Genomic DNA, 25,729 nt, shown 5'->3' with positions numbered 1-25,729 from the left:
CCCGCTGGCCGGAACCGCCGTCGGCGCACACCGGACCACCGAACCGAGGAGGAGTGCCGTGCCCGACCAAGCCGTCAACCAGGGCGTCGAGCTGGCCGCGCCGACACCCGACAGCCCCCCGCCGCCCGTACCGGCGCACACGCCCGACCCGGCACCGGAGGGGGCGCCCGACCCGGCGGCGGGACGGGGCGGCACCCGGGGGTACGAGGCCGCGCCGACGGTCCGGTCCGGCCTGGCACGTCGCCTGGCCGGCCTCGCCGACGCGCTCTGGCGGCCGGCGCTGCTGCTCGCGGCCGTGCTCGCCGGCTGGTGGTTCGTGGCCGCCCGCGAGTACGTGCCGAACTACCTGGTCCCCACCCCCGGGCAGGTCTGGACGACCACCGTCGAACAGTGGCCGTTCCTGCTGCGCAACACCTACGTCACGCTCTACGAGACGGTGGTCGGGTTCGTGCTCGCCGCGCTGCTCGGGCTGGGCACCGCGATCCTGATCGCCTACTCCCGCACCATGGAGCGGGCGATCTATCCGATCGTGCTCTTCGCCCAGGTGATCCCCAAGATCGCCATCGCCCCGCTGCTGGTCGTCTGGTTCGGGGTGGGCTTCGCGCCGAAGGTCATCCTGGCCGTGCTGATCGCGTTCTTCCCGGTGGTCATCTCCGGCGTGGCCGGGCTGCGCTCGACCGACCCCGAGCTGATCGACCTGGCGTCCACCATGGGCGCCGGCCCGTGGCGGACGTTCCGCAAAATCCGCTTCCCGAACGCGCTGCCGCACCTGATGAGCGGCCTGAAGGTCGCCGTCACCCTCGCCGTGGTCGGCGCGGTGGTGGGCGAGTTCGTCGGGGCCGACGAGGGCCTCGGCTACGTCCTGCTGCTCGCCAACGGCAACCTCGACGCCGCGCTGCTCTTCGCCGACCTCTTCCTGATGTCCCTGATCGGCATCGCGCTCTTCGTGGTGGTCGAGGTCGCCGAGGCGCTGCTCATCCCCTGGCACGCCAGCCGGCGCGGCGGCGTACCGCTGACCACCTCCTGACGCACCACCACCTGACCCCGTTCCGAAACGCTGCTGGAGGCACCCATGAAACGTCTCGCGTACGCCGGCGCCGCACTGCTGCTGCTCGTCCCGATCGCCGGGTGCGCCGGGTCCGACGGCCCGGCCACGACCGCCGACGGAAAGAAGAAGGTCACCCTCACCCTCAACTGGGTGCCCTACGGCGAGCACGCCCCGTTCTACTACGGGCTGAAGAAGGGCTTCTACGCCGAGGAGGGCATCGAGCTGGAGATCAAGGCCGGGGGCGGCTCCGGCAAGACCATCCAGGCCGTGGCCCAGAAGCAGACCGACTTCGGCTGGGCCGACACCCCGCCGCTGCTCAAGGCCATCGGCACCGGGATGAAGGTGAAGAGCGTCGGGGTCTTCCTCCAGAAGGGACCGACGTCGATCGAGTTCCTCGCCGACAAGGGGATCAGCAAGCCGGCCGACCTGAAGGGCAAGACCGTCGGCGGCACCCCCGGCGACGCCATCTACGCCACCTTCCCCGGCTGGCTGAAGGCCAACGGCCTCTCCCCCACCGACGTCAAGGTGGTCAACCTGGACGCCGCCGGCAAGATCGCCGCGCTGTCGGAGGGGCGGGTCGACGCCATCCAGGGCTTCTTCCACGACCAGGCGCCCACCATCGAGGCGAAGACCGGCAAGAAGGTCAACTACCTGCTCTACGCCGACTGGGGCATGAACATGCTCGGCACCGGGCTGGTGGTCAACGAGGCGACCCTGAGCGGGGACGCCGCCCTGGTCCGGTCGTTCGTCAAGGCCACCCAGCGGTCCTGGACCGAGGCGGCGAAGGACATTCCCGCCGCCACCGACGCGATGGCCGAGCTGGCCGAGAACGAGCCGGCCAAGGAGGTGCTGGTCAAGCAGCTCACGCTGGCCGTGCCGCTGCTGGACACCGGGGCCGGCGGGGTGCCGGGGGTCAACCCGGAGGCGAAGTGGACCGAGACGATCGACCTGATGAGCAGGTACGCCGAGCTGAAGGGCGCCGGCGCCCCGGCGACCTACTGGGACGCTTCCTACGCCGGACAGGGGTGAGACGGCGATGGCCAGCTCCGCGACGCTGACCGGCACGGCGGTCGACCTGACCGACCTGACCGTGCGCTTCGCCTCGAAGCGCTCCCGCACCACCGCCGTCGACGACGTCACGCTGCGCGCCGCGCCCGGTGAGTTCGTCACCATCGTCGGCCCGTCCGGGTGCGGGAAGTCCACCCTGCTCAAGGTGGTCGCCGGCCTGGTCCGGCCCAGCTCCGGGTCGGTGTCGTTGCTCGGCCGCCCGGTCACCGGCCCGCAGAAGGAGATCGGGTACGTCTTCCAGCGCGCCGCCCTGCTTGAGTGGCGGGGGGCGCGGAAGAACATCCTGCTCCAGGCGGAGATGCGGGGGCTGGACCGGGCCTTCGCCGCCCGCCGGGCCGACGAGCTGATCGAGCTGACCGGGTTGAAGGGATTCGAGGACGCCCTGCCGCACGAGCTCTCCGGCGGCATGCAGCAGCGGGTGGCGCTCTGCCGGGCCCTGCTGCACCAGCCGCGGGTGCTGCTCATGGACGAGCCGTTCGGCGCCCTGGACGCGCTCACCCGGGAGCAGCTCAACACCGAGCTGAACCGGATCTGGCGGGAGACCGGGACGACGATCCTGCTGGTCACCCACTCGATCGCCGAGGCGGTCTTCCTCGGCACCCGGGTCGAGGTGATGAGCCCCCGGCCCGGCCGGATCATCCGCACCCTGCCGGTGGAGCTGCCACCGGACCGCCGCTACGCGGAGGTGATGAGCGACGGGAGGTTCGACCGGCTGGCCACCGAGATCCGCACCCTGCTCGGCGCCGACGCCAACCACTGACCGGGCCGCCCGGCGGCGCCCGGCACCCACCACCCGCGTCCGGCGTCCCGCCGGCGCACCGACACCGGACCGCCCGGTCGCCGACCTGCCCGGCGACCGGCGGCGCCGGGGCCGCCACCGTCCGTCCGTACCGCTGGTCGGCGCCGCCCGCGCGGCGCCGGCGGCAGGACCCTGCGTGCCCCACCCCGCTCGTCCCCCACCGGGAGCGCCCGCCATGAGACGACGTCACCCCGTACCGCTGGCCCTGCTCAGCATCCTCGCGCTGCTGATCGGCCTCACCCCGACCCCGGCGCAGGCCGCGCCCCGCTTCAACGTGCTGGTCTTCTCCAAGGTCACGAACTTCTACCACGACTCGATCCCGGCCGGCATCGCCGCGATCCAGCAGCTCGGCGTCGACCACAACTTCACCGTCGAGGCGACCACCGACGCGACCGCCTTCACCGACGCCAACCTGGCCCGGTTCGACGCGCTGGTCTTCAACAACACCAACTCCACCCCGACCTCGGGCGACCTGCTCAACGCCAGCCAGCGCACCGCCCTGCAGAACTACGTCCGGGGCGGCGGCGGCTGGGTCGGGCTGCACGCGGCGACCGCCAGCGAACGCGACTGGACCTGGTACGAGGGCCTGGTCGGCACGATCTTCGACTACCACCCGGACTTCTCCGCCACCGGCGGGACCTTCCCCGGCCGGATCAAGGTGCTCGACCGCGTCCACCCCTCCACGCAGGGGCTGCCGGAGCTGTGGGAACGCTCCGAGGAGTGGTACAACTGGCGCACCAACCCGACCGGCAAGGTGCACACCCTCGCCCAGATCAAGGTCCGCGACGGGATCAACGGCCTGGACGAGGGCGTCGACCACGCCTACTCCTGGTGCCAGAACTACGACGGCGGCCGGTCCTGGTACACCGCCGGCGGGCACTCGTCGTCGTCCTTCGGCGAGCCGGCCTTCCTGGCCCACCTGCGCGGTGGCATCGAGTGGGCGGCCGGCGCGGTGCCCGGCGACTGCGGGGCCACCAGGACCACCAACTTCCAGCGGGTGCCGCTGGTCACCGCCGACCTGGCCGACCCCTTCGAGCTGGCCGTCGCCCCGGACCGGCGGGTCTTCTACATCCAGCGCACCGGCGCGGTGAAGGTGATCAACCAGGCCACCCTCGGGGTCACCACGCTGATCGACTTCGCGTACACCGCGGAGCAGACCAGCCAGTCCGACGGGCTGATCGGGATGACCCTGGACAACAACTTCGCCACCAACAACTGGCTCTACCTGCTCTGGTCCGACAAGACCCTCAAACAGCTCAACCTCTCCCGCTTCACGGTGGCGAACAACGCCATCAGCCTCGCCTCCGAGAAGCGGCTGCTGACCATCCCGACGCTGCGCGGGGAGGCGCGGGCCAACTCGCACATGGGCGGCTCCCTGACGATGGACCGGGCCGGCAACCTCTACGCCGCCATCGGCGACAACATCGACCCCTTCGAGTCCAGCGGCTTCACCCCGATCGACGAGCGCGCCGGGCGGCGGGCCTTCGACGCGCAGGGCACCTCCGGCAACACCAACGACCTGCGCGGCAAGATCCTGCGGATCCGGCCGCAGGCCGACGGGACGTACACCGTCCCGAGCGGCAACCTCTTCGCGCCGGGCACCGCGAAGACCCGGCCCGAGGTGTACGCCATGGGCATGCGCAACCCGTTCCGGATCAGCGTCGACCCGGTGAGCAACGCGCTGCTGGTCGCCGACTACGGCCCGGACGCCCGGGCCGCCGACCCGAACCGGGGCCCCGAGGGGACGGTCGAGTTCAACCGGATCACCAGCGCCGGCAACTACGGCTGGCCGTACTGCGTGGGCAACAACATCCCGTTCAACGACTACAACTTCGCCACCTCCACCTCGGGGGCGAAGTTCAGCTGCTCCGCGCCGGTGAACAACTCGCCGAACAACACCGGCCTGACCAACCTGCCGGCCGCCCGCTCCGCGCTGGTCTGGTACGCCTACTCCGCCTCCAGCCAGTTCCCCGAGCTGGGCACCGGCGGTGGCGGGCCGATGAGCGGCCCGGTCTACGACCACGACCCGGCCAACCCGAGGGTGACCAAGTTCCCGGCGTACTTCGAGGGGAAGTGGATCGTCTACGAGCTGACCCGCAAGTGGTTCAAGACGCTGTCGACGCACACCACCGCACAGACCTTCAGCAACGCCCGGTTCGGGCCGACGAAGGTCGGTGACCTCCAGTCGATCAACGGCATCTTCGGCGACATGTCCTGGGTGCAGCCCTTCGAGGCGGAGTTCGGCCCGGACGGCTCGCTCTACGTCATCGACTTCGGCGCGGGCAGCGGCAGCGGCCGGGGCGGCAGCAACGAGGGCGCCGGCATCTACCGGATCGACTACGTGGCCAACGGCCGGCCGCCGGTGGCGAAGGCGGCCGCGAGCCGGGACAACGGGCCGGCGCCGCTGGCCGTCACCTTCTCCAGCGCCGGCTCGGCCTCCGGCGACGGCGGGCCGATCACGTACGCCTGGGACTTCGACGGCAACGGCACGACCGACTCCACGGCGGCGAACCCGAGCTTCACGTACACCACGAAGGGACGGTTCACCGCCCGACTGACGGTGACCGGTACCGGTGGGGCGACCGCGGTGGCCACCACCGAGATCACGGTGGGCAACACCCGGCCGGTGGTGACGCTCAGCGTGCCCGACGGCGGCTTCTTCGACTTCGGCGACCGGATCCCGTACACGGTGACGGTCAGCGACCCGGAGGACGCCACCATCGACTGCTCCCGGGTGGTGGTGCAGAGCCAGCTCGGCCACGACTCGCACACCCACCCGCTGGACAACTACACCGGCTGCTCCGGGGTGGTCCTCACCGACGGCGGGGCCGGCGACGGGCACGGGCCGGGGCAGAACCTCTACACCGTGCTGACCGCGCAGTACACCGACGGCGGGGCGACCGGGGTGCCGGCGCTGGTCGGGTCGACGAAGTCCGAGCTCCAGGTCAAGAGCAAGGAGGCGGAGCACTTCGACGCCCAGAGCGGGGTGAGCGTGCTGGACCGGGCCACCGCCCGCGCCGGCAAGCGGATCGGCGACGTCGACAACGGTGACTGGATCAACTTCGGGCCGGTGAACCTGCGCGGCATCGGCTCGGTGACCGTGGGCGCCAGCTCCGGAGGTCTCGGCGGCGACGTGGAGTTCCGGGCCGGCTCGCCGACCGGGACGCTGCTCGGCAAGGCCACCATCGGCAGCACCGGCGGCTGGGACAACGTGGTCTCGCCGACGGTCCCGCTGACCAACCCGGGCGGCACGACGACGCTCTACCTGCGCTTCGTCAACGCCGCGCAGACCGGCGGCACGCCGGACCTGCTCTCGGTGGACTGGCTGCGCTTCAACGGGGCGGGGGTCAAGCAGGAGACCGGTGGGACGCTCAGCGCCACCGCCACGCCGAGCACCGGCACCGCGCCGCTGGCGGTCGCCTTCACCAGCACGGCCACCGCGCCGGCGGGGCGTACGGTCGCCGACCGGGAGTGGGACTTCGGGGACGGCTCGGCGGTGGTGCACGGCGCGACGGCGAACCACACGTACAGCCGCAAGGGCACGTACACCGCGCGGCTGACGATGACCGACAGCGCGGGTAGCCCGATGTCGACCTCGGTGACCATCACGGTCGGCTGAGCGGTCCGGCGGTGGTGTGCCCGGTTCCGTGCCGGGCGCGCCACCGCCGGCCCTACAGCGGCTCGACGCCCGGCGGCAGCTCGTCGGCGGCGGTGGCGTCGTGCACGTACTCCAACAGGATCCGGCGCAGCTCCCGTCCGGCGTGGGTGGGCACCACGTCGCGGCGGCGGGCCACCGCGATGGTCCGCCGCACGCCGGGCGGGGCGAGCCGGGTGACCCGGACGCCGGGCCGGCGGGCGACCACGATGCCGGGCACCAGCGCGATGCCCAGCCCGGCCTCGACGAAGCTGAGCACGGCGTCCATCTCACCGCCGTCGACGGAGAAGGTGGGCTCGAAGCCCGCCTCCCGGCAGGCCTGGATGGTGGCGTCGCGCAGGTCGTAGCCCTCGCGGAACATCACCAGGGGCTGGTCGCGCAGGTCGGTGATCCGCAGCTCGCCGGTCTCCCGCGCCGCGGGCAGCTCCTCGACCGAGGCGACCACCAGGCTCTCCCGCAGGATCGGGTCGACGCGCAGCCCCGGGTCGGCGCCCTGGGCCGGCATGATGATCAGCGCCAGGTCCAGGTCGCCGCGGAGCAGGTCGCGGACGAGGTCCTGGGAGCCACCCTCCTCCACCCGCAGGTCGACGGTGGGGTGGGCGTCGCGGAACCGGCGCAGCACCGGCGGGGCGAGTGAGGTGGCCAGGCTGGGGGTGGCCCCGAGCCGGACCCGACCCCGCCGCAGCCCGACCAGCTCCTGCACCTCGCGGGTGGCGGTGTCCACGTCGGCGAGGATCCGCTTGGCCAACGGCAGCAGCACCTCGCCCGCGGCGGTGAGCGTGATGTTTCCCCTTACCCGTTCGAAGAGCGGAGCCCCGAGGTCGGTCTCCAGGGCGTGAATTTGCTTACTCAACGAGGGCTGCGTGATGCCCACCAGGTCGGCGGCTTGGGTGAAATGTCGTACTTCGGCTACCGCTACGAAGTACTTGAGCTGATGGAGCTGCATCCAGATAGCTTATGGCTATCAAGACTGCGAGGTCGATGCATTGGACGACTGATCGAAGTGCTCCTAGCGTCGGTCAGGTGGTAGTCACGAAAACTCGGTCGCCCCTCCGCTCCAGCGTCGGCCTCAAGGCCGTCATGGCGGTGACGGGCATCTTCCTGGTGCTGTACCTCGTCGCGCACATGGTCGGCAACCTCAAGGTCTTCACGGGCGCGACGTCGTTCGACCACTACGCGCACTGGCTGCGCGACATCGGCAAGCCGCTCCTGCCGGGCGTGTGGTTCCTGTGGATCCTGCGGGGGGCGCTGCTGGTGGCGGTGCTCGGCCACATCTGGGCCGCCACCACGCTCGCCCTGCGCGCCCGCGCCGCCCGGCCGGTCCGGTACGCCCACCGCAAGAAGGTCCAGGGCAGCTACGCCGCCCGCACGATGCGCTGGGGTGGGGTGATCATCCTGCTCTTCGTGATCTACCACCTCCTGGACCTGACCACCGGTCACCTGAACCCGGTCGGCGACCCCAGCAAGCCGTACGCCAACGTGGTCGCCGACTTCGCGCCGGAGCGCTGGTACGTCACGCTCTTCTACGCCCTGGCGGTCGTCACCCTCGGCTTCCACCTGCGGCACGGCATCTTCAGCGGCCTGCGCAGCCTCGGCCAGCAGACGCCGAAGGGTGAGCGCCGCAACCGCGCGATCGCGCTGGTCGTCGCCGTCGGCATCTGCGGCGGCTTCCTGCTGGTCCCGTTCGCCGTACTCACCGGATTGGTGTCCTGACCATGGATCTCTTCACTGAGGGCGACCCGATCGCCGACACGAAGGCACCCGCGGGCCCCGTCGAGAAGCGCTGGGAGACCCGCCGCTTCGAGGCCAAGCTGGTCAACCCGGCCAACCGCCGCAAGATGACGGTGATCGTGGTGGGCACCGGCCTGGCCGGGGGCTCGGCCGCCGCCACGCTCGCCGAGCAGGGCTACCGGGTCAAGTCCTACTGCTACCAGGACAGCCCGCGCCGGGCCCACTCGATCGCCGCGCAGGGTGGCATCAACGCCGCCAAGAACTACCGCAACGACGGCGACTCGGTGCACCGGCTCTTCTACGACACCGTCAAGGGTGGCGACTTCCGTTCGCGGGAGTCGAACGTGCACCGGCTGGCCGAGGTGTCGGTCAACATCATCGACCAGTGCGTCGCCCAGGGCGTCCCGTTCGCCCGCGAGTACGGCGGCCTGCTGGACACCCGCTCCTTCGGCGGCGCGCAGGTGCAGCGCACCTTCTACGCCCGGGGCCAGACGGGCCAGCAGCTGCTGCTCGGCGCGTACCAGGCGCTGGAGCGGCAGATCGGCCTGGGCAACGTGGAGATGAACGCCCGGCACGAGATGCTGGAGCTGGTCGTCGTCGACGGCAAGGCCCGGGGCATCGTCGTCCGGGACCTGGTCACCGGCGAGATCAGCACCGAGATGGCCGACGCGGTCGTGCTCGCCTCCGGCGGCTACGGCAACGTCTTCTACCTCTCCACCAACGCCAAGGGCTGCAACGTCACGGCCACCTGGCGGGCGCACCGCAAGGGCGCCTACTTCGCCAACCCCTGCTACACGCAGATCCACCCGACCTGCATCCCGGTCTCCGGCGACCACCAGTCGAAGCTGACCCTGATGAGCGAGTCGCTGCGCAACGACGGCCGGGTGTGGGTGCCGAAGGCCAAGGGCGACGACCGCGCGCCGCGGGACATCCCCGAGGACGAGCGGGACTACTACCTGGAGCGGATCTACCCCTCCTTCGGCAACCTGGTCCCCCGGGACATCGCCTCCCGCGCCGCGAAGAACGTCTGCGACGAGGGCCGCGGCGTCGGCCCGACCAAGCTGGGCGTCTACCTCGACTTCGCCGACGCGATCAACCGGCTCGGCCGCAAGGCCATCGAGGCCAAGTACGGCAACCTGTTCGAGATGTACGAGCGGATCACCGGCGAGGACCCGTACGAGGTCCCGATGCGGATCTACCCCGCCGTGCACTACACGATGGGTGGCCTCTGGGTCGACTACGACCTCCAGTCGACCATCCCGGGCCTGTTCGTGATCGGTGAGGCCAACTTCTCCGACCACGGCGCCAACCGGCTCGGCGCCTCCGCGCTGATGCAGGGCCTGGCCGACGGCTACTTCGTGCTGCCCAGCACCATCGCCAACTACCTGGCCACCGGCCCGCTGGAGAAGGTCGACGCCAGCCACCCGGAGGCGGTCGCGGCCCGCACCGACGTCGAGGACCGGATCCAGCGGCTGCTGGCTGTCGACGGCGACCGGACGGTGGACTCGTTCCACCGGGAGCTGGGCCAGATCATGTGGGAGCACTGCGGCATGGAGCGCAGCGAGGCCGGGCTGCGCAAGGCGATCGACGAGATCCGGGCGCTGCGCGAGCAGTTCTGGCAGCGGGTGAAGGTGCCGGGCGACGGTGAGGGGCTCAACCAGTCGCTGGAGAAGGCCGGCCGGGTGGCCGACTTCTTCGAACTGGCCGAGCTGATGTGCATCGACGCCCTGCACCGCGAGGAGTCCTGCGGCGGCCACTTCCGGGCCGAGCACCAGACCCCGGACGGCGAGGCGCAGCGCGACGACGAGCGGTTCGCCTACGTGGCGGCCTGGGAGTACACCGGCACCGACGAGCCGGTCGTGCTGCACAAGGAAGACCTGAAGTTCGAATACGTCCACCCCACGCAGCGGAGCTACAAGTGAACCTGACCCTGCGCATCTGGCGCCAGAAGGGCCCTGAGGACAAGGGTCGGATGGTGACCTACCAGGTCGACGACGTCTCTCCCGACATGTCGTTCCTGGAGATGCTCGACGTGCTCAACGAGCGACTCATCCTTCAGGGCGAGGAGCCGGTGGCGTTCGACCACGACTGCCGCGAGGGCATCTGCGGCATGTGCGGTCTCATGATCAACGGCGACGCGCACGGGCCGCAGCGCGGCACCACCGCCTGCCAGCTGCACATGCGGCAGTTCTCCGACGGCGAGACGATCGACATCGAGCCGTGGCGGGCCCGGGCCTTCCCGGTCATCAAGGACCTGGTGGTCAACCGGGGCGCCTTCGACAAGATCATCGCCGCAGGTGGCTACATCACCGCCCCGACCGGCAGCGCCCCCGAGGCGCACTCCACGCCGGTGGCCAAGGCCAACGCGGACGCGGCGTTCGAGTCGGCCGCCTGCATCGGCTGCGGCGCCTGCGTGGCGGCCTGCCCGAACGGCTCCGGCATGCTCTTCACCGCCGCCAAGCTCACCCAGCTCTCGCTGCTGCCGCAGGGCCAGCCGGAGCGCTACACCCGGGTGATCGGCATGGTCGACGCGCACGACGAGGCCGGCTTCGGCGGCTGCACCAACACCGGTGAGTGCACCGCGGTCTGCCCGAAGGGCATCCCGCTGAACACCATTGGCCGGCTCAACCGGGACTACCTCAAGGCGACCGCCACGCGCGGCGACACCCCCGGATCCTGACCGCCCGCGGCGACCCGCCGCGCGCAGCATCGACCGCCGTACCCCCGCCGGGGTGCGGCGGTCGGCGTTTTCCCCCGGGTACGACGGGAAGTCGCCCCGTGGCCGCTCCGGCGACCGCTCCACCCGCCGGTTCAAGCCGTCCGCTCCGGGTAGCAGTCCCATGGACGGCACCGAGAGGGGACATCAGGCATGAAGGCACTGACCTGGCACGGCAAGCGTGACGTCCGGGTGGAGGAGGTACCGGACCCACGGATCGAGGAGCCGACGGACGCGATCGTCCGGATCACCTCCACCGCCATCTGCGGCTCGGACCTGCACCTGTACGAGGTGCTCGGGCCGTTCCTGAAGCCGGGCGACATCCTCGGACACGAGCCGATGGGCATCGTCGAGGAGGTCGGCTCCGGGGTGACCCGGCTCAAGCCCGGCGACCGCGTGGTCGTGCCGTTCAACATCGCCTGCGGCGACTGCTGGATGTGCCGGCGGCAGCTCTACGCCCAGTGCGAGACCACCCAGGTCACCGCCGAGGGCAAGGGCGCCGCGCTGTTCGGCTACACCTCGCTCTACGGCTCGGTCCCCGGCGGCCAGGCCGAGTACCTGCGCGTCCCGCACGCCCAGTTCGGCCCGGTGAAGATCCCGGAGACCGGCGCGGACGAGCGCTACCTCTACCTCAGCGACATCCTCCCCACCGCCTGGCAGGCGGTGAAGTACGCGGACACCCCGCCCGGCGGTACCCTGGCCGTCCTCGGCCTCGGCCCGGTGGGGCAGTTCTGCGCCCGGATCGGCCGCCACCTCGGCGCCGACCGGGTCATCGGGCTGGACCTGGTGCCGGAGCGGCTGGCGATGGCCCGCCGGCACGGCATCGAGACGCTCGACATCAGCGAACTCGACGACGTGGCGGGCGCCCTGATCGACCTGGTCGACGGGCGCGGCCCGGACGCCGTGATCGACGCGGTGGGCATGGAGGCGCACGGCTCCACCTCCGGGAAGCTGGCCCAGACCGCCGCCGGGCTGCTGCCGGACAAGCTGGCCCGGACGATGACCGACAAGGTCGGCGTGGACCGGCTCGTCGTGCTCAAGACCGCGCTCAAGGCGGTCCGCCGCGGCGGCACGGTCTCGATCTCCGGGGTGTACGGCGGCGAGGTGGACCCGCTGCCGCTGATGGAGATGTTCGACCGGGGCGTCCAGCTGCGGATGGGCCAGTGCCACGTGCGCCGCTGGACCGACGAGATCCTGCCGCTGCTCTCCGGCGACGACGACCCGCTGGCCGTGGAGGACCTGCGGACCCACCGGGTGCCGCTCACCGAGGCGCCGCGCATGTACGAGATGTTCCAGAAGAAGGAGGACGGCTGCGTGAAGGTCGTGCTCGCGCCGTGACCCGGGTGGTCGTGATCACCGGGGCGACCAGCGGCATCGGCCGCGCGGCCGCGCTGGAGTTCGCCGGGCGCGGGGACCGGCTGGTCCTCGCCGCCCGCTCCACCGAGACCCTGGAGCAGGTGCGCCGGGACTGCCGGGAGGCCGGCGCCGCCGACGTGCGGGACGTGGCCTGCGACATCACCGGGCCCGGCGCGCTCGACGCGCTGACCGCCACGGCGGTCGAGGAGTTCGGCCGGATCGACGTCTGGGTGCACACCGCCGCGGTGATGGCGTACGGGCGCTTCGAGGAGGTGCCGGCGGAGGTCTTCGACCACGTGGTGCGGACCGACCTGCTGGCCGCCGCCGGCGCCGCCCGGGTCGCGCTGCGGCACTTCAAGGCGGTCGGTGGCGGCACGCTGATCCTCACCGGGTCGGTGCTCGGGCACATCACCGCCCCGTACATGAGCGGCTACGTGACCAGCAAGTGGGGGTTGCAGGGGCTGACCCGGACGTTGCAGCAGGAGTCCCACGACCTGCCCGGGGTGAACATCTGCCTGGTCACCCCGGGCAGCGTGGACACCCCGGTCTACCAGCAGGCGGCGAACTACCTGGGCCGGGTCGGGCGGCCACCGCTGCCGATCGCCGGTCCGCAACGGGTGGCCCGGGCCATCGTCGACTGCGCCGACCGGCCCCGCCGGGAGGTCTCGGTGGGTCGGCTCAACCTGATCATGCGGGTCGGCTTCATCGTCGCGCCCGGCCTCTACGACCACCTCGTCGGGCCGCTGATGCGCCTCGGCGGGCTCACCGACCGGCCGGTGGCGCCGCACGAGGGCGTGGTGTTCCGACCGAACCCGGCCGGCGAGGCGATCCGCGGCGGCTGGCTGCCCGACCTGCCCCGGCTGGCCCGGGCGGTCGGCGGCCAGGCCGCCTCGGTCGGCGGGGCGGTGCTGCGCCGACTGCGCTGAGCCCCGGGGCTGGGGCCCCGTTTGCGGCGGGTCGCGGTGTCCCCGGTCAGGGAAACCCCCACCCCCCGCAAACGGGGCGGCCGGCAACCGGATGCCGGGCCGGGACGGCCGCGGGCGGGGGCGGGCGGCGGATTGCGTCCGGGGCGCTCGCGCGCGCACCGGCTTCGCGTGGGCGGGCGGGTGCGGCGGTGACTACCGTGTATCCCGGGACACGGCGGAGGGACGAGGCGATGCGGGCACCAACGGACCGGGAACTGGACCGGGCGGTCGGCGGACGGCTCTGGCGGATGACGGGGCTGGCCGCGGTCGCGGGCCTGGCCTGGGCGGCGCGGGACGTACCGGCGGCGCTGGGCGGGCGGCTCACCGGGGCCCGGGCGGAGCGGGCGGCCCGCTCCCCGCAGTTCCGCGACGGCACCTTCCACAACCGCACCCCCATTCGCACGATGCCCGGCGGCGAGTCGGGCCGGAACCTCTTCCGAGAACTGATCTTCGGCAAGCAGCGCCGCCGCCCCACCGCCCCCGTGCCGATGGTCCGTCCCGATCCCGCCCCGCAGAGCGCCGTCGAGCGCGAGCTGAGCATCGTCTGGTACGGCCACGCCTCCGCCCTGGTCGAGATCGAGGGGCACCGGGTGCTGATCGACCCGGTCTGGAGCGAGCGTTGCTCCCCGTCCGCGACGGTGGGCCCGAGGCGGCTGCACGAACCGCCGGTCCGCCTCGACCAGCTGCCACCGGTCCAGGCGATCCTGATCTCCCACGACCACTACGACCACCTCGACATGCCCACCGTCCAGGCACTGGTACGCGGGCAGTCGGCGCCGTTCCTGGTCCCGCTGGGCGTCGGCGCGCACCTCGACCGGTGGGGGGTGCCGGCGGACCGGATCGTCGAGCTGGACTGGTCGGAGAGCCACCGGGTGGGCGGCTTGGAGATCACCGCCACGGCCGCGCAGCACTTCTCCGGCCGGGGACTGCGCCGCGACGGCACGCTCTGGAGCTCGTGGGTGGTGGCCGGGGCGCACCGGCGGGTCTTCTACACCGGCGACTCGGGCTACTTCGACGGCTACGCGGAGATCGGCGCCGCGCACGGGCCGTTCGACGTCACGCTGATGCAGGTCGGCGCGTACGACCGGGCCTGGCCGGGCATCCACATGTTCCCCGAGGAGGCCGTCTCCGCCCACCTCGACCTGCGCGGCGGGCTCTTCATCCCGGTGCACTGGGCGACGTTCAACCTGGCCCTGCACGACTGGTCCGAGCCGGTGGACCGGATCTGGGCCGAGGCCAAGGCCCGCGACGTGCGGCTGGCCGTACCCCGCCCCGGGGAGCGGGTGGTGGTGGACGACCCGCCGCCGGTCGACGGCTGGTGGCAGGCGGTCGCCTGACGTACCCGCCGGCGCCCGCGCCCGACGGTGCGGGACCGGCGCCTCAGAGCACGAAGGCGTCGGTCCACAGCGCGCCGGACCGGCCCGAGAGGGCGTCCAGCATCGCGACCGCCTGGCCGTCGGTGAGCTGGGCGACGAAGTCGATGATCGCCCGCCCCCGGGCACGACCCACCCGGTCCGGGGTACGCGGGTGCAGCTCCGCCTCGGCCAGCTCCACCAGGTCGTGCAGCCGGCGCGGCAGCCGGGACTCCTCCTCCGGGTCGAGCAGCCACTCCCAGAGCGCCTCCACCAGGGTGCCCAGGAGCCGGGCCTGACCGCGCTGGTGCAGCGCCAGGTCGGGGCGGGCCAGCACGAACCGGTGGTGGACGAACTTCAACACCTGCACCTCGTGCCACTGCGCCTTCGCCAGCAGCACGTGCCCGGCGCGCACGTCCGGCTCGCCGGTCACCCGGATCGCGTCGACGAACCGGGTGGTCCAGCGGGCCGAGAAACGGGCCACGTACTGCTCGGCCTCGATCGACCCGTCGAACGGCAGGGCCAGCAGCCCCTCCACCAGTTCCTGCCGGACGTGCTCGACGGCGGCGGCGAACGCGTCGTCGTCGGCGATCCAGGCGTCCTTGCGGTGCAGCTGCCGGCGCAGCCGCTCGATCGCCGAGCCGGGCCGGCGGGCCGCCCCGGCCAGCGCCGCGTCGGTGACCGCCCGCAGGTGCCCGCCCTCGCGCTGCCAGGCCATCAGCTCGGCGGCCACCGCGCCCTGCTGGAGCACCCCCACCCGGTAGAAGTCCTCCACGTCGTGGATGGCGTACGCGATGTCGTCGGCGGTGTCCATCACCGACGCCTCGACGGTCTGCTGCCAGTCCGCGATCCGGCCGGCGAACGGCTCCCGGGCCTGCCGCAGGTCGGCCAGCTCGGTGCGGTACGCGCCGAACTTGGCCGAGCCGCTCTCCGGATCGTCCGGCGGGGCCGCCGCGCCCCGGGGCGCGGGGACGAGGTGACGCGGGTGCGGGTCCGGGTGGTCCAGCCGGGTCCACGGGTACTTCAGCATCGCCGCCCGAACCGCGGCGGTGAGGTCGAGCCCGGTGGTGGCCGCGCCGCGGATCTCGGTGCTGGTGACGATGCGGTACGACTGGGCGTTGCCCTCGAAGCCGTCGGTGAGCCCGAGCCGCTGCCGGGCCAGCCGGTCCAGCACCCGCTCCCCCAGATGCCCGAAGGGCGGGTGCCCGAGGTCGTGGGCGAGCGCGGCGGCCTCCACCACGTCGGGGTCGCAGCCGCCGAGCTTCTCCAGCAACGGCCGGTGCCGGTCTTCGGCGGTGAGCCGCTCCGCGATCGCCCGGGCCACCTGGGCGACCTTGAGGCTGTGGGTGAGCCGGTTGTGCACCAGCAGGCCGGAGCCGACCGGGCTGATCACCTGGGTCACCCCGCCCAGCCGGGCGAAGAAGGGCGACGCGACGATGCGGTCCCGGTCGGCCCGGAAGGGGCTGGCGGCGAGGTCGCCGAGCGCCCGGGCGCTGCCGCCGAAGAGCCGGCGTGCCCGCGGATCCGCAGCTTGTTCCATGATCGCCACGCTAGCGCAGGCCGGTTCGGCGGGTGTGGGGAGCGCCGTCGGAGGCGGCCGGCAGAATGCAGCACGGAACCCACAGCGAAGGCGGATCAAGATCGTGACCCAGTCTGTACATCAGCGGATCGCCGACGAGCTCGGCGTCGCGGAGCGTCAGGTGCGGGCGGCCGTGGAGCTGCTCGACGGCGGCGCGACCGTGCCGTTCATCGCCCGCTACCGCAAGGAGGCCACCGGCCTGCTCGACGACGCCCAGCTGCGCACCCTCGAGGAGCGGCTGCGCTACCTGCGTGAGCTGGACGAGCGGCGCACCGCGGTGCTGGAGTCCATCCGCAGCCAGGGCAAGCTCGACGAGGCCCTCGAGGCGCAGATCATGGCGGCCGACTCGAAGTCCCGGCTGGAGGACATCTACCTGCCGTACAAGCCGAAGCGGCGGACCAAGGCGCAGGTCGCCCGCGAGGCCGGGCTGGAGCCCCTCGCGGAGACGCTGCTGGCCGACCCGACGCGGGACCCGCGCGAGACGGCGGCCGGCTACGTCGACGCCGACCGGGGCGTGGCGGACGCCGCCGCCGCGCTGGAGGGGGCGCGGGCCATCCTGATCGAGCGCTTCGCCGAGGACGCCGACCTGATCGGCACGCTGCGCGAGCAGATGTGGTCGCGGGGCCGCCTGGTCTCCCGGGTACGCGACGGCCAGGAGGCCGCCGGCGCCAAGTTCGCCGACTACTTCGACTTCTCCGAGCCCTACCCGAAGCTCCCGTCGCACCGGATCCTGGCGATGTTCCGCGGCGAGAAGGAGGGCGTGCTCGACCTCAGCATGGACCCGGAGGCCGAGGGGGACTCCGACGCCGCGCCCACCGGCCCGAGCCGTTACGAGGCGGTGGTCGCCGGCCGGTTCGGCATCAGCGACGCCGGCCGCCCCGGCGACCGGTGGCTGGCCGACACGGTGCGCTGGGCCTGGCGTACCCGGATCCTCATCCACCTCGGGGCGGACCTGCGGATGCGGCTCTGGCAGGCGGCCGAGGAGGAGGCCGTCCGGGTCTTCGCCACCAACCTGCGCGACCTGCTGCTCGCCGCGCCCGCCGGCACCCGGCCCACGATGGGCCTCGACCCGGGCCTGCGCACCGGCGTGAAGGTGGCCGTGGTGGACGCCACCGGCAAGGTCGTCGCCACCGACACGATCTACCCGCACGAGCCGCGCCGGCAGTGGGACGCCTCCATCGAAACCCTGGCGAAGCTGGCCGGGGCGCACGGCGTGGAGCTGGTCGCCATCGGCAACGGCACCGCCAGCCGGGAGACCGACAAGCTCGCCGGTGAGCTGATCAAGCGACACCCGCAGCTCAACCTGACCAAGGTGGTGGTCTCCGAGGCCGGAGCGTCGGTCTACTCGGCCTCCGCGTACGCCTCCCAGGAGCTGCCCGGGCTGGACGTCTCGCTGCGGGGCGCGGTCTCCATCGCCCGCCGCCTCCAGGACCCCCTGGCGGAGCTGGTCAAGATCGATCCCCGGTCGATTGGCGTCGGCCAGTACCAGCACGACCTGTCCGAGGTGAAGCTCTCCCGCTCGCTGGACGCGGTCGTGGAGGACTGCGTCAACGCCGTCGGCGTCGACGTCAACACCGCCTCCGCGCCGCTGCTGACCCGGGTCTCCGGCATCGGCGCCGGGCTGGCCGAGAACATCGTGCTGCACCGGGACGCCAACGGCCCGTTCCGGTCCCGCTCCGAGCTGAAGAAGGTGGCCCGGCTCGGCCCGAAGGCGTTCGAGCAGTGCGCCGGCTTCCTGCGCATCCCCGGCGGCGACGACCCGCTGGACTCCTCCAGCGTGCACCCCGAGGCGTACCCGGTGGTGCGCCGGATCCTGGCCAGCACCGGGCAGGACCTGCGCTCCCTGATCGGTAGGTCGAACATCCTGCGCGGGCTGCGGGCGACCGACTTCGTCGACGACACCTTCGGCCTGCCCACGGTCTCCGACATCCTCGCCGAGCTGGAGAAGCCCGGGCGGGACCCGCGGCCGGAGTTCCGCACCGCCACCTTCGTCGAGGGGGTGGAGAAGATCGGCGACCTCACTCCCGGCATGGTGCTGGAGGGGGTGGTCACCAACGTGGCGGCGTTCGGCGCGTTCGTCGACGTCGGCGTGCACCAGGACGGTCTGGTGCACGTCTCGGCGATGTCGCACACCTTCGTCAAGGACCCGCGCGACGTGGTCAAGTCCGGTGACGTGGTCCGGGTCCGGGTGCTCGACGTCGACGTACCACGCAAGCGGATCTCCCTGACCCTGCGGCTGGAGGACGAGGCCCCGGCCGGGGCGGGTCGCCCGCCCGCCGAGGCTGGCCGTCGCGAGCGCGGAGGTCCGCGCGGTGACCAGGGCGGACGCGGCGACTCGCGCGGCGACCAGCCCGGCCGCGGCGCGGGCCGCGGCGACCAGCCCGGCCGCGGCGCGGGCCGCGGCGACCAGCCCGGCCGCGGCGCGGCGCGGGGGGACCAGGGCGGCCGCGGCGCCGCGCGCGGTGACTCGCGCGGGGACCGTGGGGCGCGGGGTGGGCCGCAGCCGCGGCAGGGCCGTGGGGGCGGCTCGCCGGCGCCGGTGAACGACGCCATGGCCGAGGCGCTGCGCCGCGCCGGACTGGCCTGACCTCACCCGACCCCGACCCCGACCCCGACCCCGGCCCCGGCCCCGGCCCCGGCCCCGACCCCGACCCCGGCCCCGGCCCCGGCCCCGGCCCCGGCCCCAAGATCGTGCTGGATCCAGGATGTAGTGGCCTCCTGCTCGGAGGGATGCCACTACATCCATGTTCCGGCGTGATCTTGCTCGGGCACGCAAGCCGAGCGCGCAAGTCGAGCACGGCAGCCGGACGCGGAGGTCGACTGCAGAAGCCGAGCGCGAAGGCCAAGCGTGGAAGCCGGGCGGCGGCGGGTAGACCCTCGGTCCACCGCCGTCCGGCGGCGGAACGTCGGCGTCGTCGGGTCGGACGGTCCGGGCGCGCGGGAGCCGTCGTGGACGGCGGCGCGGACGGCGTACCGTCTCGGCATGGGTGCGGACGACGGCCGTGAGTGGCGGGAGCGGCGGCGGGAGGCGGTACGGGCGCACGCGGCGGCCGACGAGCGGCAGCGGGCGGCCGAGCACGCGGCGGCCGCGGAGCTGGTGGCCTGGTTCGCCGCCGAGGCGACCCGGCGGGGCCTGCGGACCACCCGGCTGGTCGCCCGCGGGTACGACGGCCGCAGCCGCTACCGGACCCGGCTCTCCGGCTGGTACGTGGACCGCGCCCGCACCCGCGCGGTGGACACCGAGGGCCGCTTCCACCTGCTGACCGTGCCGCCCGGCCTGCGTGCCCGGCTGTTCGGCGTCGACCCGCGACCGGACCTGCCACCGTTGATCGTCGGCCGGGGCGGGCGGGACGGCGAGTCCATCCCGCTGCGGGACCTGCTCACCCGTCGATTGGAGGCTGGCGACGACTGGGAGTGACCGGCCGGCCGGCGGTCTGCCGCCGCTTCTCCCGACGTCCGACGTGCCGCCACCAGAGCTGCTGCACGCCGAGGGTGGCCAGCCCGGCGAGCACGATGGCACAGAGGTTGATCACGAGCTGGAGCGCCGAACCGGCCGCCTCGTACCAGACTCCGTAGGCCGCGGCGACGGCGACGTTGGCGGCGGCCGGCACCGTGGTGACCGAGATCAGCACGCCCACCAGGGATCCGGACTTCTTCGAGGTCAGGGAGAGCATCCCGGCCACACCGGCGAGCAGGCCGACCACCCAGGAGAGCGCGTCCGGGCGCCAGATGAAATCGGTCAGCGGCCGTTCCGCCAGCAGCATGTCCCGGCTGACCAGGTCGGCCGCGGTCAACGCCCAGGTGCTCAGCGCGGTGGCCACCATCGCGGCCAGGAAACCGACCACCAGAGCCTGCACCGATCGGCCGACGATCCGGCCCTGGCGGCGCAGCAGCGCCACGCAGAGGGCGGCGAGCGGGCCGAACTCGGGCCCGACCACCATCGCGCCGACGATCAGGATCGGCTGGTCGAGCAGCACCCCGATCCCGGCGATCATGGTGGCGACCATGAGCAGGACGAGGTACGTGGCGGAGAGCTCGGTCTGTTCACCGGTCTTGGCGGCGACCTCGTCCCAGATCACCGCGTCGGCTCCGCTGCCCGGCGCCTTCTCGGCGGCCCGGTCCGCCGCGTGGGAGAGGGTCAGTTCGACGTCGGCGGCGGCCACCGCACCGCGCGCCACCACCCCCAGTTGCTGGAGGCCGTGGAGCACGTTGTCGGCCCGCTCGCGGACCACGTCGCAGAGGATCAGGTCGCCCTCGGGCCGCCGGGCGGCCCCCGGCAGCACGACGAGGTGCGTGACACCGGGATCGGCGGTGAGCAGGTCGGCCACGGCCGACGACTGGTCGGGGGGCGCGATCACCCGGAGGTGCAGCACGGCTCTCCCCTCGCCCGATCGACCGCCGAGGACTCTACTGCCACTCGGTGACCTCACCCACCACGACGGCGTTTGTGTCCGCCTCAGCCCCCGACCTCGCGCACCCTCCCGATGTCGGCCCTCGTTGTCCACTACCGGACGAACAGGGATCCGGCCAGGACCCGTGGGCGGTCGAGCACTGACAAGATGCCGACACGGAGCCAGGCCGGGCGAGAACCCGGCATAGGTGCGTTTAGGGGATATAACCCCTAGGCACCGCATCTCCAGCTCGGGGCGGGACAATGACGCAGACAAGAAGCAGGCCGGAGGCCCCATCGCGGGCGTCCTTCCGGGGTGACATCGAGGGACTGCGTGCCCTGGCGGTCATCCTGGTGCTGGTCGGCCACGCCGGAAGTCAGTTCATCCCCGGCGGCTTCGTCGGCGTGGACGTCTTCTTCGTGATCTCGGGCTTCCTGATCACCGGACTGCTCGTCGAGGAACTCGACCGCACCGGACGGATCTCTCTGGTCGGCTTCTACGCCCGACGGGCGAAGCGGCTGCTGCCCGCCGCCGGCCTGGTGCTCGTGGCCACCCTGCCGCTCACGTACCTGCTCCTGCCGAAGGTCCGCTTCTCCACCACCGCCTGGGACGTGGTCAGCAGCGCGCTGTACGTGATGAACTGGCGGCTCGCCGAGCAGTCGGTGGACTACATGTTCGTCGACCAGGCACCCAGCGCCCTGCAGCACTACTGGTCGCTCAGCGTCGAGGAGCAGTTCTACCTGATCTGGCCGCTGCTGCTGCTCGGGTTGGCCGTCGTCAGTGGCCGGCGACGGCTGCGCCGAGGGGTGTTGCTGGCCGGGGTCGCCGTGGTGGCCCTGCCGTCCTTCGCCTGGTCGGTGTTCCTGACCTCGGCCGATCCGGCACCGGCGTACTTCGTGACCACCACCCGGATCTGGGAGCTCGCCCTGGGCGGTGCGGTGGCCATCGTCGGCGCTCGACTGCACCGCACCCCGCGTGCGCTGGCCGTCGTGCTCGCCTGGTCCGGGTTGACCACCGTGGCCGCCTCGGCCTTCCTGCTCGACTCCGCGTCCGCCTTCCCCGGGTACGTCGCCCTGCTGCCCACCGGTGGCACGGCGGTGGTGATCGCCTTCGCGGTGGCCGCCGGCCGGGCCGGACCGGCCGGGCTGCTCAGCCTGCCGCCAATGCGCGGCGTCGGAGCGGTGTCGTATTCGCTGTACCTGTGGCACTGGCCGCTGCTGATCGTCGCCGACTACCGGTTCGGCGAGCTGGGCGCGTCCGCGCGCCTGGCGGTGGTTGCGCTCTCCGCGGTGCCGGCGGTCCTCACCTACCACTTCGTCGAGAACCCCATCCGCCGATCCCAGACCTTGCACTGGCAGCCGATGCTGGCACTGCGCCTGGGTGCCGTCTGCACGGGTACAGCACTGGTCGCCGGCCTGCTCTTTCAGCTGACCGCCCTGTCGCCGGCCGGACCGCCGCTGCCCGCGTCCGCGGTGCCGCCACTTGGCGGAAGCAGCGCGTCGGCGAGCGCCCCCGCCCCGGCCGGACCGCCAGGAGCTGCCGTGCTGGGCAAGTCGCCCCGGGGCGACCAGGCCGGCAGGCCCGTCGACCGGGTCGACTCGATCACTCCCGACCCGCTGGTCGCGGCGAAGGACGTACCGGCGACGACCCGCACCGGCTGCCATGTCCAGCAGAACAGCAGCGAGCCACTGAACTGTGTGTACGGCGTCAAGGACGCCTCTCACACCGTCGTGCTCGCCGGCGACTCCCACGCCGCGCAGTGGCTGCCGGCGCTGGAGGCGGTCGCGGTGAAGCGGAAATGGCGCGTGGTGACGCACACCAAGTCCTCGTGTCCGTTCCTCGCGATGGAGGTGGCACTCGACCAGCGGCCGTACACCAGTTGCACCGAGTGGAACCAGCGGGTTCGCGGCCAACTGCGCGCCGACCCGCCGGACCTGCTGCTGGTGGGCAACTCCCATTACCTGATGGTGCGCGACGGCGAGTTGGTGACCAGGGACGCGCACGACATCCTGGCGCGCGGTCTCCGGGACACCTGGCGGGAGATGACCGGGATCGGAGTGCCGGTGGTGGTGCTCCGGGACACGCCCTACCACCGTCGGGACCCGGTCGAGTGCGTCTCTGCCAACCCGGACCGGCTCACCCGGTGCGCCCCGCGACGTGACGAGGTGCTGGCCGCCGGGGGTGGCATCGCCCAGGAGCGGGCCGCCGAGGGACAGTCGGGGGTCCATCTGATCAACCTCAACGACGCGATCTGTCCCAGCGACCGCTGTCCGGCGGTCATCGGTGGCGTACTGGTCTACCGGGACACCAACCACCTCACCGCCACCTACACGCGGACTCTCGCGCCGCGGCTCGACAGCGCCCTGGCCGCCGCGGCAACGCGCCAGAGCTGACCCGTGACCTGGCCGCGACTTGTGCGGTTGATCCGAGGGGTTACCTAGCGACTGTCTTATTGTTCGAACTGTGGGCGTTTCTGCGTGATAAAACCTGTACGTCAGTTTTTGCTCCTGCACAGCGGAGGTCGGAACGGTGCCGATGCCTGGAGTCCTCGTCAAGGCGCCCGCTCGCCCCGCACAGCAGGCCCGGGCGGACCGGGGCAAGCGGATCATCGACGTGACAGTGGCCACCGCACTGCTGGTGCTTCTCGCGCCGGTGATGGCGGTGGTGGCGGTCCTGGTCGCGGTGGGGCTCGGTCGGCCGGTGCTGTTCCGCCAGCGCCGGACCGGGCTGCACGGCCACATCTTCGAGGTGGCCAAGTTTCGCACCATGCGGTCACCCGACCCGGGTCGTGGCCTGGTCAGTGACGGCGACCGGCTCACCCCGCTGGGTCGCTGGTTGCGGTCCACCAGCCTCGACGAGCTGCCCACCCTCTGGAACGTGGTGCGTGGCGACATGAGTCTGGTCGGCCCCCGACCGCTGCTCCCCGAATACCTCGATCGCTACTCCCCCGCTCAGGCCCGTCGACACGAGGTGAGGCCGGGGGTCACCGGCCTGGCTCAGGTACGCGGCCGCAACAGCCTGAGCTGGGAGGAGAAGCTCGACCTCGACGTCCGGTACGTGGACGGCCGGAGCCTGCGGCTCGACCTGTCCATCCTCGTCGCGACCGTCCGGACGGTGCTGTGCCGGCAGGGAATTTCCGCCGAGGGCGCCGCCACCGCCCCGGAGTTCCTCGGCACGCCGCACAGGTCGGCGTCCCCTCGGCAGGATCCAACCTCGGCATGACGACCCGTCCCGGAGGTGCCCGATGAATCGGAACATCCACCTGTCACCGCCCGACGTCGGGCCGTTGGAGGAGTCGTACCTGGTCGCCGCCCTGCGGTCGGGGTGGGTCGCGCCGGTCGGTCCGGACCTCGACGCGTTCGAAGGCGAGGTCGCCGCGCGGGTGGGCACCCGGGGGGCGGTCGCGGTGAGTTCCGGCACCGCGGCCCTGCACCTGGCCCTGCTTGGTCTCGGAGTCGAGCCCAATGACCTCGTCGTCGTGCCGACGCTGACCTTCGTCGCCACCGCGAACGCGGTGCGGTACACCGGCGCCCGGCCGGTCTTCGTCGACTGCGACCCGCGCACCGGCAACGTCGATGTCGCCCTCGTGGCCGAGCTGCTGCACCAGCTACGGTCCCGCGGCCACCGGATCGGCGCGGTCGTGCCGGTCGACATGTTCGGCAGTTGCGTCGACTACACCGCGCTCCTGCCGGTCTGCGCCGACGCGGGCGTACCGGTGGTGGAGGACGCCGCCGAGGCTCTCGGCTCCACCCATGCTGAGCGGCCCGCCGGCTCGTTCGGCCAGATCGGCGCCTTCTCCTTCAACGGCAACAAGATCATGACCACTTCCGGAGGCGGGATGCTGGTCTCCGACGACGCGGCGCTGCTGGCTCGGGCCCGACACCTCGCCACTCAGGCCCGCGAGCCAACACCGCACTACGAACACCGCGAGGTCGGCTACAACTACCGGCTGAGCAACCTGCTGGCCGCGCTGGGCCGGGCCCAGCTGGTCCGGCTGGACGCGATGATCGCACGCCGCCGGCAGCTGCGCGACCGGTACGCGAAGCTCTTCGCAGCGGTGCCCGGAGTCGAGCTGATCGGCGCGGAGGACGCGGGATCGAACTGCTGGCTCACCGTCATCCGAGTCGAGCCGGAGCGGTCCGGCTGGGGGCCCGGAGACCTCGCCGCACATCTGGCCGTCCGGGGCATTGAGACAAGACCGGTGTGGAAGCCGATGCACCGGCAACCGGCCTACGCCGAGGCCGAGAGCCTGCTGACCGGGGCGGCCGACGGCCTGTTCGCCGACGGCTTGACCCTGCCGAGCGGCAGCGCCCTCACCGAGCGAGAGATCGCGACCGTGCTCGGCGCGATCGACGAGTTCCTGGCCGCTCGGAGCGGGGCGACGGCGTGACGATTCCACTGGTGGTCGTCGGCTGCGGTGGCCACGGCCGGGAGGTGTCGACAATCGCCCGAGCGATGGACGCCGGCGCCGGACAGCCACGCTGGCGCCTGCTCGGCTTCGTCGACGACCGCCCCTCCGAGGAGAACATCAAGCGGGTGCACCAACTGGACCTGTCCTACCTTGGCGGGATCGACTGGCTCCGCGACGCGCCCACGGACACCCACCACGTCATCGGCATCGGGGATCCGCGGGTCCGGCGTGCCGTCGGACGACGTGTCGACGGGTACGGCACGCCGGCGGCCAGCGTCGTCCACCCGGCCGCGACGATCGGGCCGGACACGGAGTACGGACCGGGGTTCGTCGCCTTCGCCGGGGCTCGGGTCACCACCAACGTCACCATCGGCCGCCACGTGCATCTCAATCAGAACGCCACCGTGGGCCACGACAGCAGCCTCGCCGACTACGTCTCGGTCAATCCGCTCGCCGCCGTCTCCGGCGACTGCCACCTCGCCGAGGGCGTGCTGATCGGCACCACCGCCGCCGTGCTGCAGGGCCTGCGCGTCGGCCGGGACAGCACCGTCGGGGCGGGCGCCTGCGTAGTCCGGGACGTGCCGGATGGCGCGGTGGTCAAGGGCGTGCCGGCCCGCTGATCTCGCAGGTGTCGGCGTCCGCGCCGGACCCGCTGCAG

19 protein-coding genes are annotated in these 25,729 nt (G+C 72.5%); 16 read left to right on the top strand and 3 right to left on the bottom strand.

Translation table 11 applies throughout. The features are described from left to right. The first annotated feature begins 58 nt into the window (after positions 1–58). From AC5L3Z_RS25340 to AC5L3Z_RS25325, 4 genes are all read left to right on the top strand, one after another. A complete protein-coding gene (locus tag AC5L3Z_RS25340; protein ID WP_494845539.1) occupies positions 59–1,027 on the top strand; it encodes an ABC transporter permease in 969 nt (322 codons plus the stop codon). A gap of 45 nt (positions 1,028–1,072) precedes the next feature. Further along, positions 1,073–2,077 carry an ABC transporter substrate-binding protein gene (locus AC5L3Z_RS25335; protein WP_494845538.1) on the top strand — a complete coding sequence of 335 codons (1,005 nt, stop codon included), beginning with the start codon at positions 1,073–1,075 and terminating at the stop codon, positions 2,075–2,077. A 7-nt stretch (positions 2,078–2,084) separates the two neighbouring features. Beyond that, positions 2,085–2,876 carry an ABC transporter ATP-binding protein gene (locus AC5L3Z_RS25330; RefSeq protein WP_334528371.1) on the top strand — a complete coding sequence of 264 codons (792 nt, stop codon included), beginning with the start codon at positions 2,085–2,087 and terminating at the stop codon, positions 2,874–2,876. A 214-nt stretch (positions 2,877–3,090) separates the two neighbouring features. Continuing rightward, on the top strand, positions 3,091–6,534 hold the full coding sequence (locus AC5L3Z_RS25325) for a ThuA domain-containing protein (RefSeq protein WP_494845536.1): 3,444 nt from the start codon (positions 3,091–3,093) through the stop codon (positions 6,532–6,534). Positions 6,535–6,586: 52 nt separating this feature from the next. On the opposite strand, the gene AC5L3Z_RS25320 is transcribed toward AC5L3Z_RS25325, so the two are convergent. Continuing rightward, on the bottom strand, positions 6,587–7,516 hold the full coding sequence (locus AC5L3Z_RS25320) for a LysR family transcriptional regulator (RefSeq protein WP_494845535.1): 930 nt from the start codon (positions 7,514–7,516) through the stop codon (positions 6,587–6,589). Between the two features lie 77 nt (positions 7,517–7,593). On the opposite strand from AC5L3Z_RS25320, the gene AC5L3Z_RS25315 reads away from it, so the two are divergent. From AC5L3Z_RS25315 to AC5L3Z_RS25290, 6 genes are all read left to right on the top strand, one after another. Next, positions 7,594–8,283, top strand: a complete 690-nt coding sequence (locus AC5L3Z_RS25315; RefSeq protein ID WP_494845534.1) for a succinate dehydrogenase cytochrome b subunit — start codon at positions 7,594–7,596, stop codon at positions 8,281–8,283. Between the two features lie 2 nt (positions 8,284–8,285). After that, entirely contained in the window at positions 8,286–10,223 is a 1,938-nt protein-coding gene (locus AC5L3Z_RS25310; RefSeq protein ID WP_494845532.1) for a fumarate reductase/succinate dehydrogenase flavoprotein subunit, read from the top strand. After that, entirely contained in the window at positions 10,220–10,981 is a 762-nt protein-coding gene (locus AC5L3Z_RS25305) for a succinate dehydrogenase/fumarate reductase iron-sulfur subunit (RefSeq protein ID WP_334528383.1), read from the top strand. The genes AC5L3Z_RS25310 and AC5L3Z_RS25305 overlap by 4 nt, the downstream gene beginning before the upstream one ends. A 189-nt stretch (positions 10,982–11,170) precedes the next feature. Beyond that, positions 11,171–12,355, top strand: a complete 1,185-nt coding sequence (locus tag AC5L3Z_RS25300) for a zinc-dependent alcohol dehydrogenase (RefSeq protein WP_494845531.1) — start codon at positions 11,171–11,173, stop codon at positions 12,353–12,355. Next, positions 12,352–13,299, top strand: a complete 948-nt coding sequence (locus AC5L3Z_RS25295) for an SDR family NAD(P)-dependent oxidoreductase (RefSeq protein ID WP_494845530.1) — start codon at positions 12,352–12,354, stop codon at positions 13,297–13,299. The genes AC5L3Z_RS25300 and AC5L3Z_RS25295 overlap by 4 nt, the downstream gene beginning before the upstream one ends. A gap of 230 nt (positions 13,300–13,529) precedes the next feature. After that, the gene (locus AC5L3Z_RS25290; RefSeq protein WP_494845528.1) at positions 13,530–14,675 is read left to right on the top strand and encodes an MBL fold metallo-hydrolase; all 1,146 of its coding nucleotides are present in this window, start codon (positions 13,530–13,532) and stop codon (positions 14,673–14,675) included. Between the two features lie 43 nt (positions 14,676–14,718). Here AC5L3Z_RS25290 and AC5L3Z_RS25285 read toward each other — a convergent pair whose 3' ends face one another. Then, on the bottom strand, positions 14,719–16,230 hold the full coding sequence (locus tag AC5L3Z_RS25285; RefSeq protein WP_494845527.1) for a deoxyguanosinetriphosphate triphosphohydrolase family protein: 1,512 nt from the start codon (positions 16,228–16,230) through the stop codon (positions 14,719–14,721). Between the two features lie 103 nt (positions 16,231–16,333). On the opposite strand from AC5L3Z_RS25285, the gene AC5L3Z_RS25280 reads away from it, so the two are divergent. Both AC5L3Z_RS25280 and AC5L3Z_RS25275 read left to right on the top strand, forming a co-directional pair. Then, positions 16,334–18,856 carry a Tex family protein gene (locus AC5L3Z_RS25280; protein WP_494845525.1) on the top strand — a complete coding sequence of 841 codons (2,523 nt, stop codon included), beginning with the start codon at positions 16,334–16,336 and terminating at the stop codon, positions 18,854–18,856. Positions 18,857–19,252: 396 nt separating this feature from the next. Then, positions 19,253–19,687: a hypothetical protein gene (locus AC5L3Z_RS25275; protein WP_494845524.1), complete on the top strand. Its 435-nt coding sequence runs from the start codon at positions 19,253–19,255 to the stop codon at positions 19,685–19,687. Here AC5L3Z_RS25275 and AC5L3Z_RS25270 read toward each other — a convergent pair. Beyond that, positions 19,650–20,642, bottom strand: a complete 993-nt coding sequence (locus tag AC5L3Z_RS25270) for a DUF389 domain-containing protein (RefSeq protein WP_494845523.1) — start codon at positions 20,640–20,642, stop codon at positions 19,650–19,652. The genes AC5L3Z_RS25275 and AC5L3Z_RS25270 overlap by 38 nt on opposite strands. Before the next feature lie 281 nt (positions 20,643–20,923). Between AC5L3Z_RS25270 and AC5L3Z_RS25265 the strand changes: the two genes are divergently transcribed. From AC5L3Z_RS25265 to AC5L3Z_RS25250, 4 genes are all read left to right on the top strand, one after another. Further along, positions 20,924–23,053 (top strand): acyltransferase family protein, encoded by a 2,130-nt coding sequence (locus tag AC5L3Z_RS25265; RefSeq protein WP_494845522.1) that lies wholly within the window; start codon positions 20,924–20,926, stop codon positions 23,051–23,053. A 142-nt stretch (positions 23,054–23,195) separates the two neighbouring features. Then, complete coding sequence (locus AC5L3Z_RS25260; RefSeq protein ID WP_494845645.1) at positions 23,196–23,882, top strand: sugar transferase; 687 nt, start codon at positions 23,196–23,198, stop codon at positions 23,880–23,882. Positions 23,883–23,904: 22 nt separating this feature from the next. Then, positions 23,905–25,050, top strand: a complete 1,146-nt coding sequence (locus AC5L3Z_RS25255) for a DegT/DnrJ/EryC1/StrS family aminotransferase (RefSeq protein ID WP_494845520.1) — start codon at positions 23,905–23,907, stop codon at positions 25,048–25,050. Then, positions 25,047–25,691 (top strand): NeuD/PglB/VioB family sugar acetyltransferase, encoded by a 645-nt coding sequence (locus tag AC5L3Z_RS25250; RefSeq protein WP_494845519.1) that lies wholly within the window; start codon positions 25,047–25,049, stop codon positions 25,689–25,691. The genes AC5L3Z_RS25255 and AC5L3Z_RS25250 overlap by 4 nt, the downstream gene beginning before the upstream one ends. The last annotated feature ends 38 nt before the right edge of the window (positions 25,692–25,729 follow it).

This window comes from Micromonospora sp. LZ37 (assembly GCF_059359015.1).
Note: the sequence above shows the minus strand (reverse complement) of the source record. Positions and strands in the feature narration are given on the sequence as shown.

Excerpts from the sequence above, each read along its gene's own strand:
- AC5L3Z_RS25320 (WP_494845535.1), bottom strand. The coding sequence starts at position 7,516 with ATGCAGCTCCATCAGCTCAAGTACTTCGTAGCGGTAGCCGAAGTACGA.
- AC5L3Z_RS25275 (WP_494845524.1), top strand. The coding sequence starts at position 19,253 with ATGGGTGCGGACGACGGCCGTGAGTGGCGGGAGCGGCGGCGGGAGGCG.
- AC5L3Z_RS25335 (WP_494845538.1), top strand. The coding sequence starts at position 1,073 with ATGAAACGTCTCGCGTACGCCGGCGCCGCACTGCTGCTGCTCGTCCCG.
- AC5L3Z_RS25265 (WP_494845522.1), top strand. The coding sequence starts at position 20,924 with ATGACGCAGACAAGAAGCAGGCCGGAGGCCCCATCGCGGGCGTCCTTC.
- AC5L3Z_RS25260 (WP_494845645.1), top strand. The coding sequence starts at position 23,196 with ATGCCTGGAGTCCTCGTCAAGGCGCCCGCTCGCCCCGCACAGCAGGCC.
- AC5L3Z_RS25325 (WP_494845536.1), top strand. The coding sequence starts at position 3,091 with ATGAGACGACGTCACCCCGTACCGCTGGCCCTGCTCAGCATCCTCGCG.
- AC5L3Z_RS25300 (WP_494845531.1), top strand. The coding sequence starts at position 11,171 with ATGAAGGCACTGACCTGGCACGGCAAGCGTGACGTCCGGGTGGAGGAG.
- AC5L3Z_RS25290 (WP_494845528.1), top strand. The coding sequence starts at position 13,530 with ATGCGGGCACCAACGGACCGGGAACTGGACCGGGCGGTCGGCGGACGG.
- AC5L3Z_RS25255 (WP_494845520.1), top strand. The coding sequence starts at position 23,905 with ATGAATCGGAACATCCACCTGTCACCGCCCGACGTCGGGCCGTTGGAG.
- AC5L3Z_RS25310 (WP_494845532.1), top strand. The coding sequence starts at position 8,286 with ATGGATCTCTTCACTGAGGGCGACCCGATCGCCGACACGAAGGCACCC.
- AC5L3Z_RS25330 (WP_334528371.1), top strand. The coding sequence starts at position 2,085 with ATGGCCAGCTCCGCGACGCTGACCGGCACGGCGGTCGACCTGACCGAC.
- AC5L3Z_RS25285 (WP_494845527.1), bottom strand. The coding sequence starts at position 16,230 with ATGGAACAAGCTGCGGATCCGCGGGCACGCCGGCTCTTCGGCGGCAGC.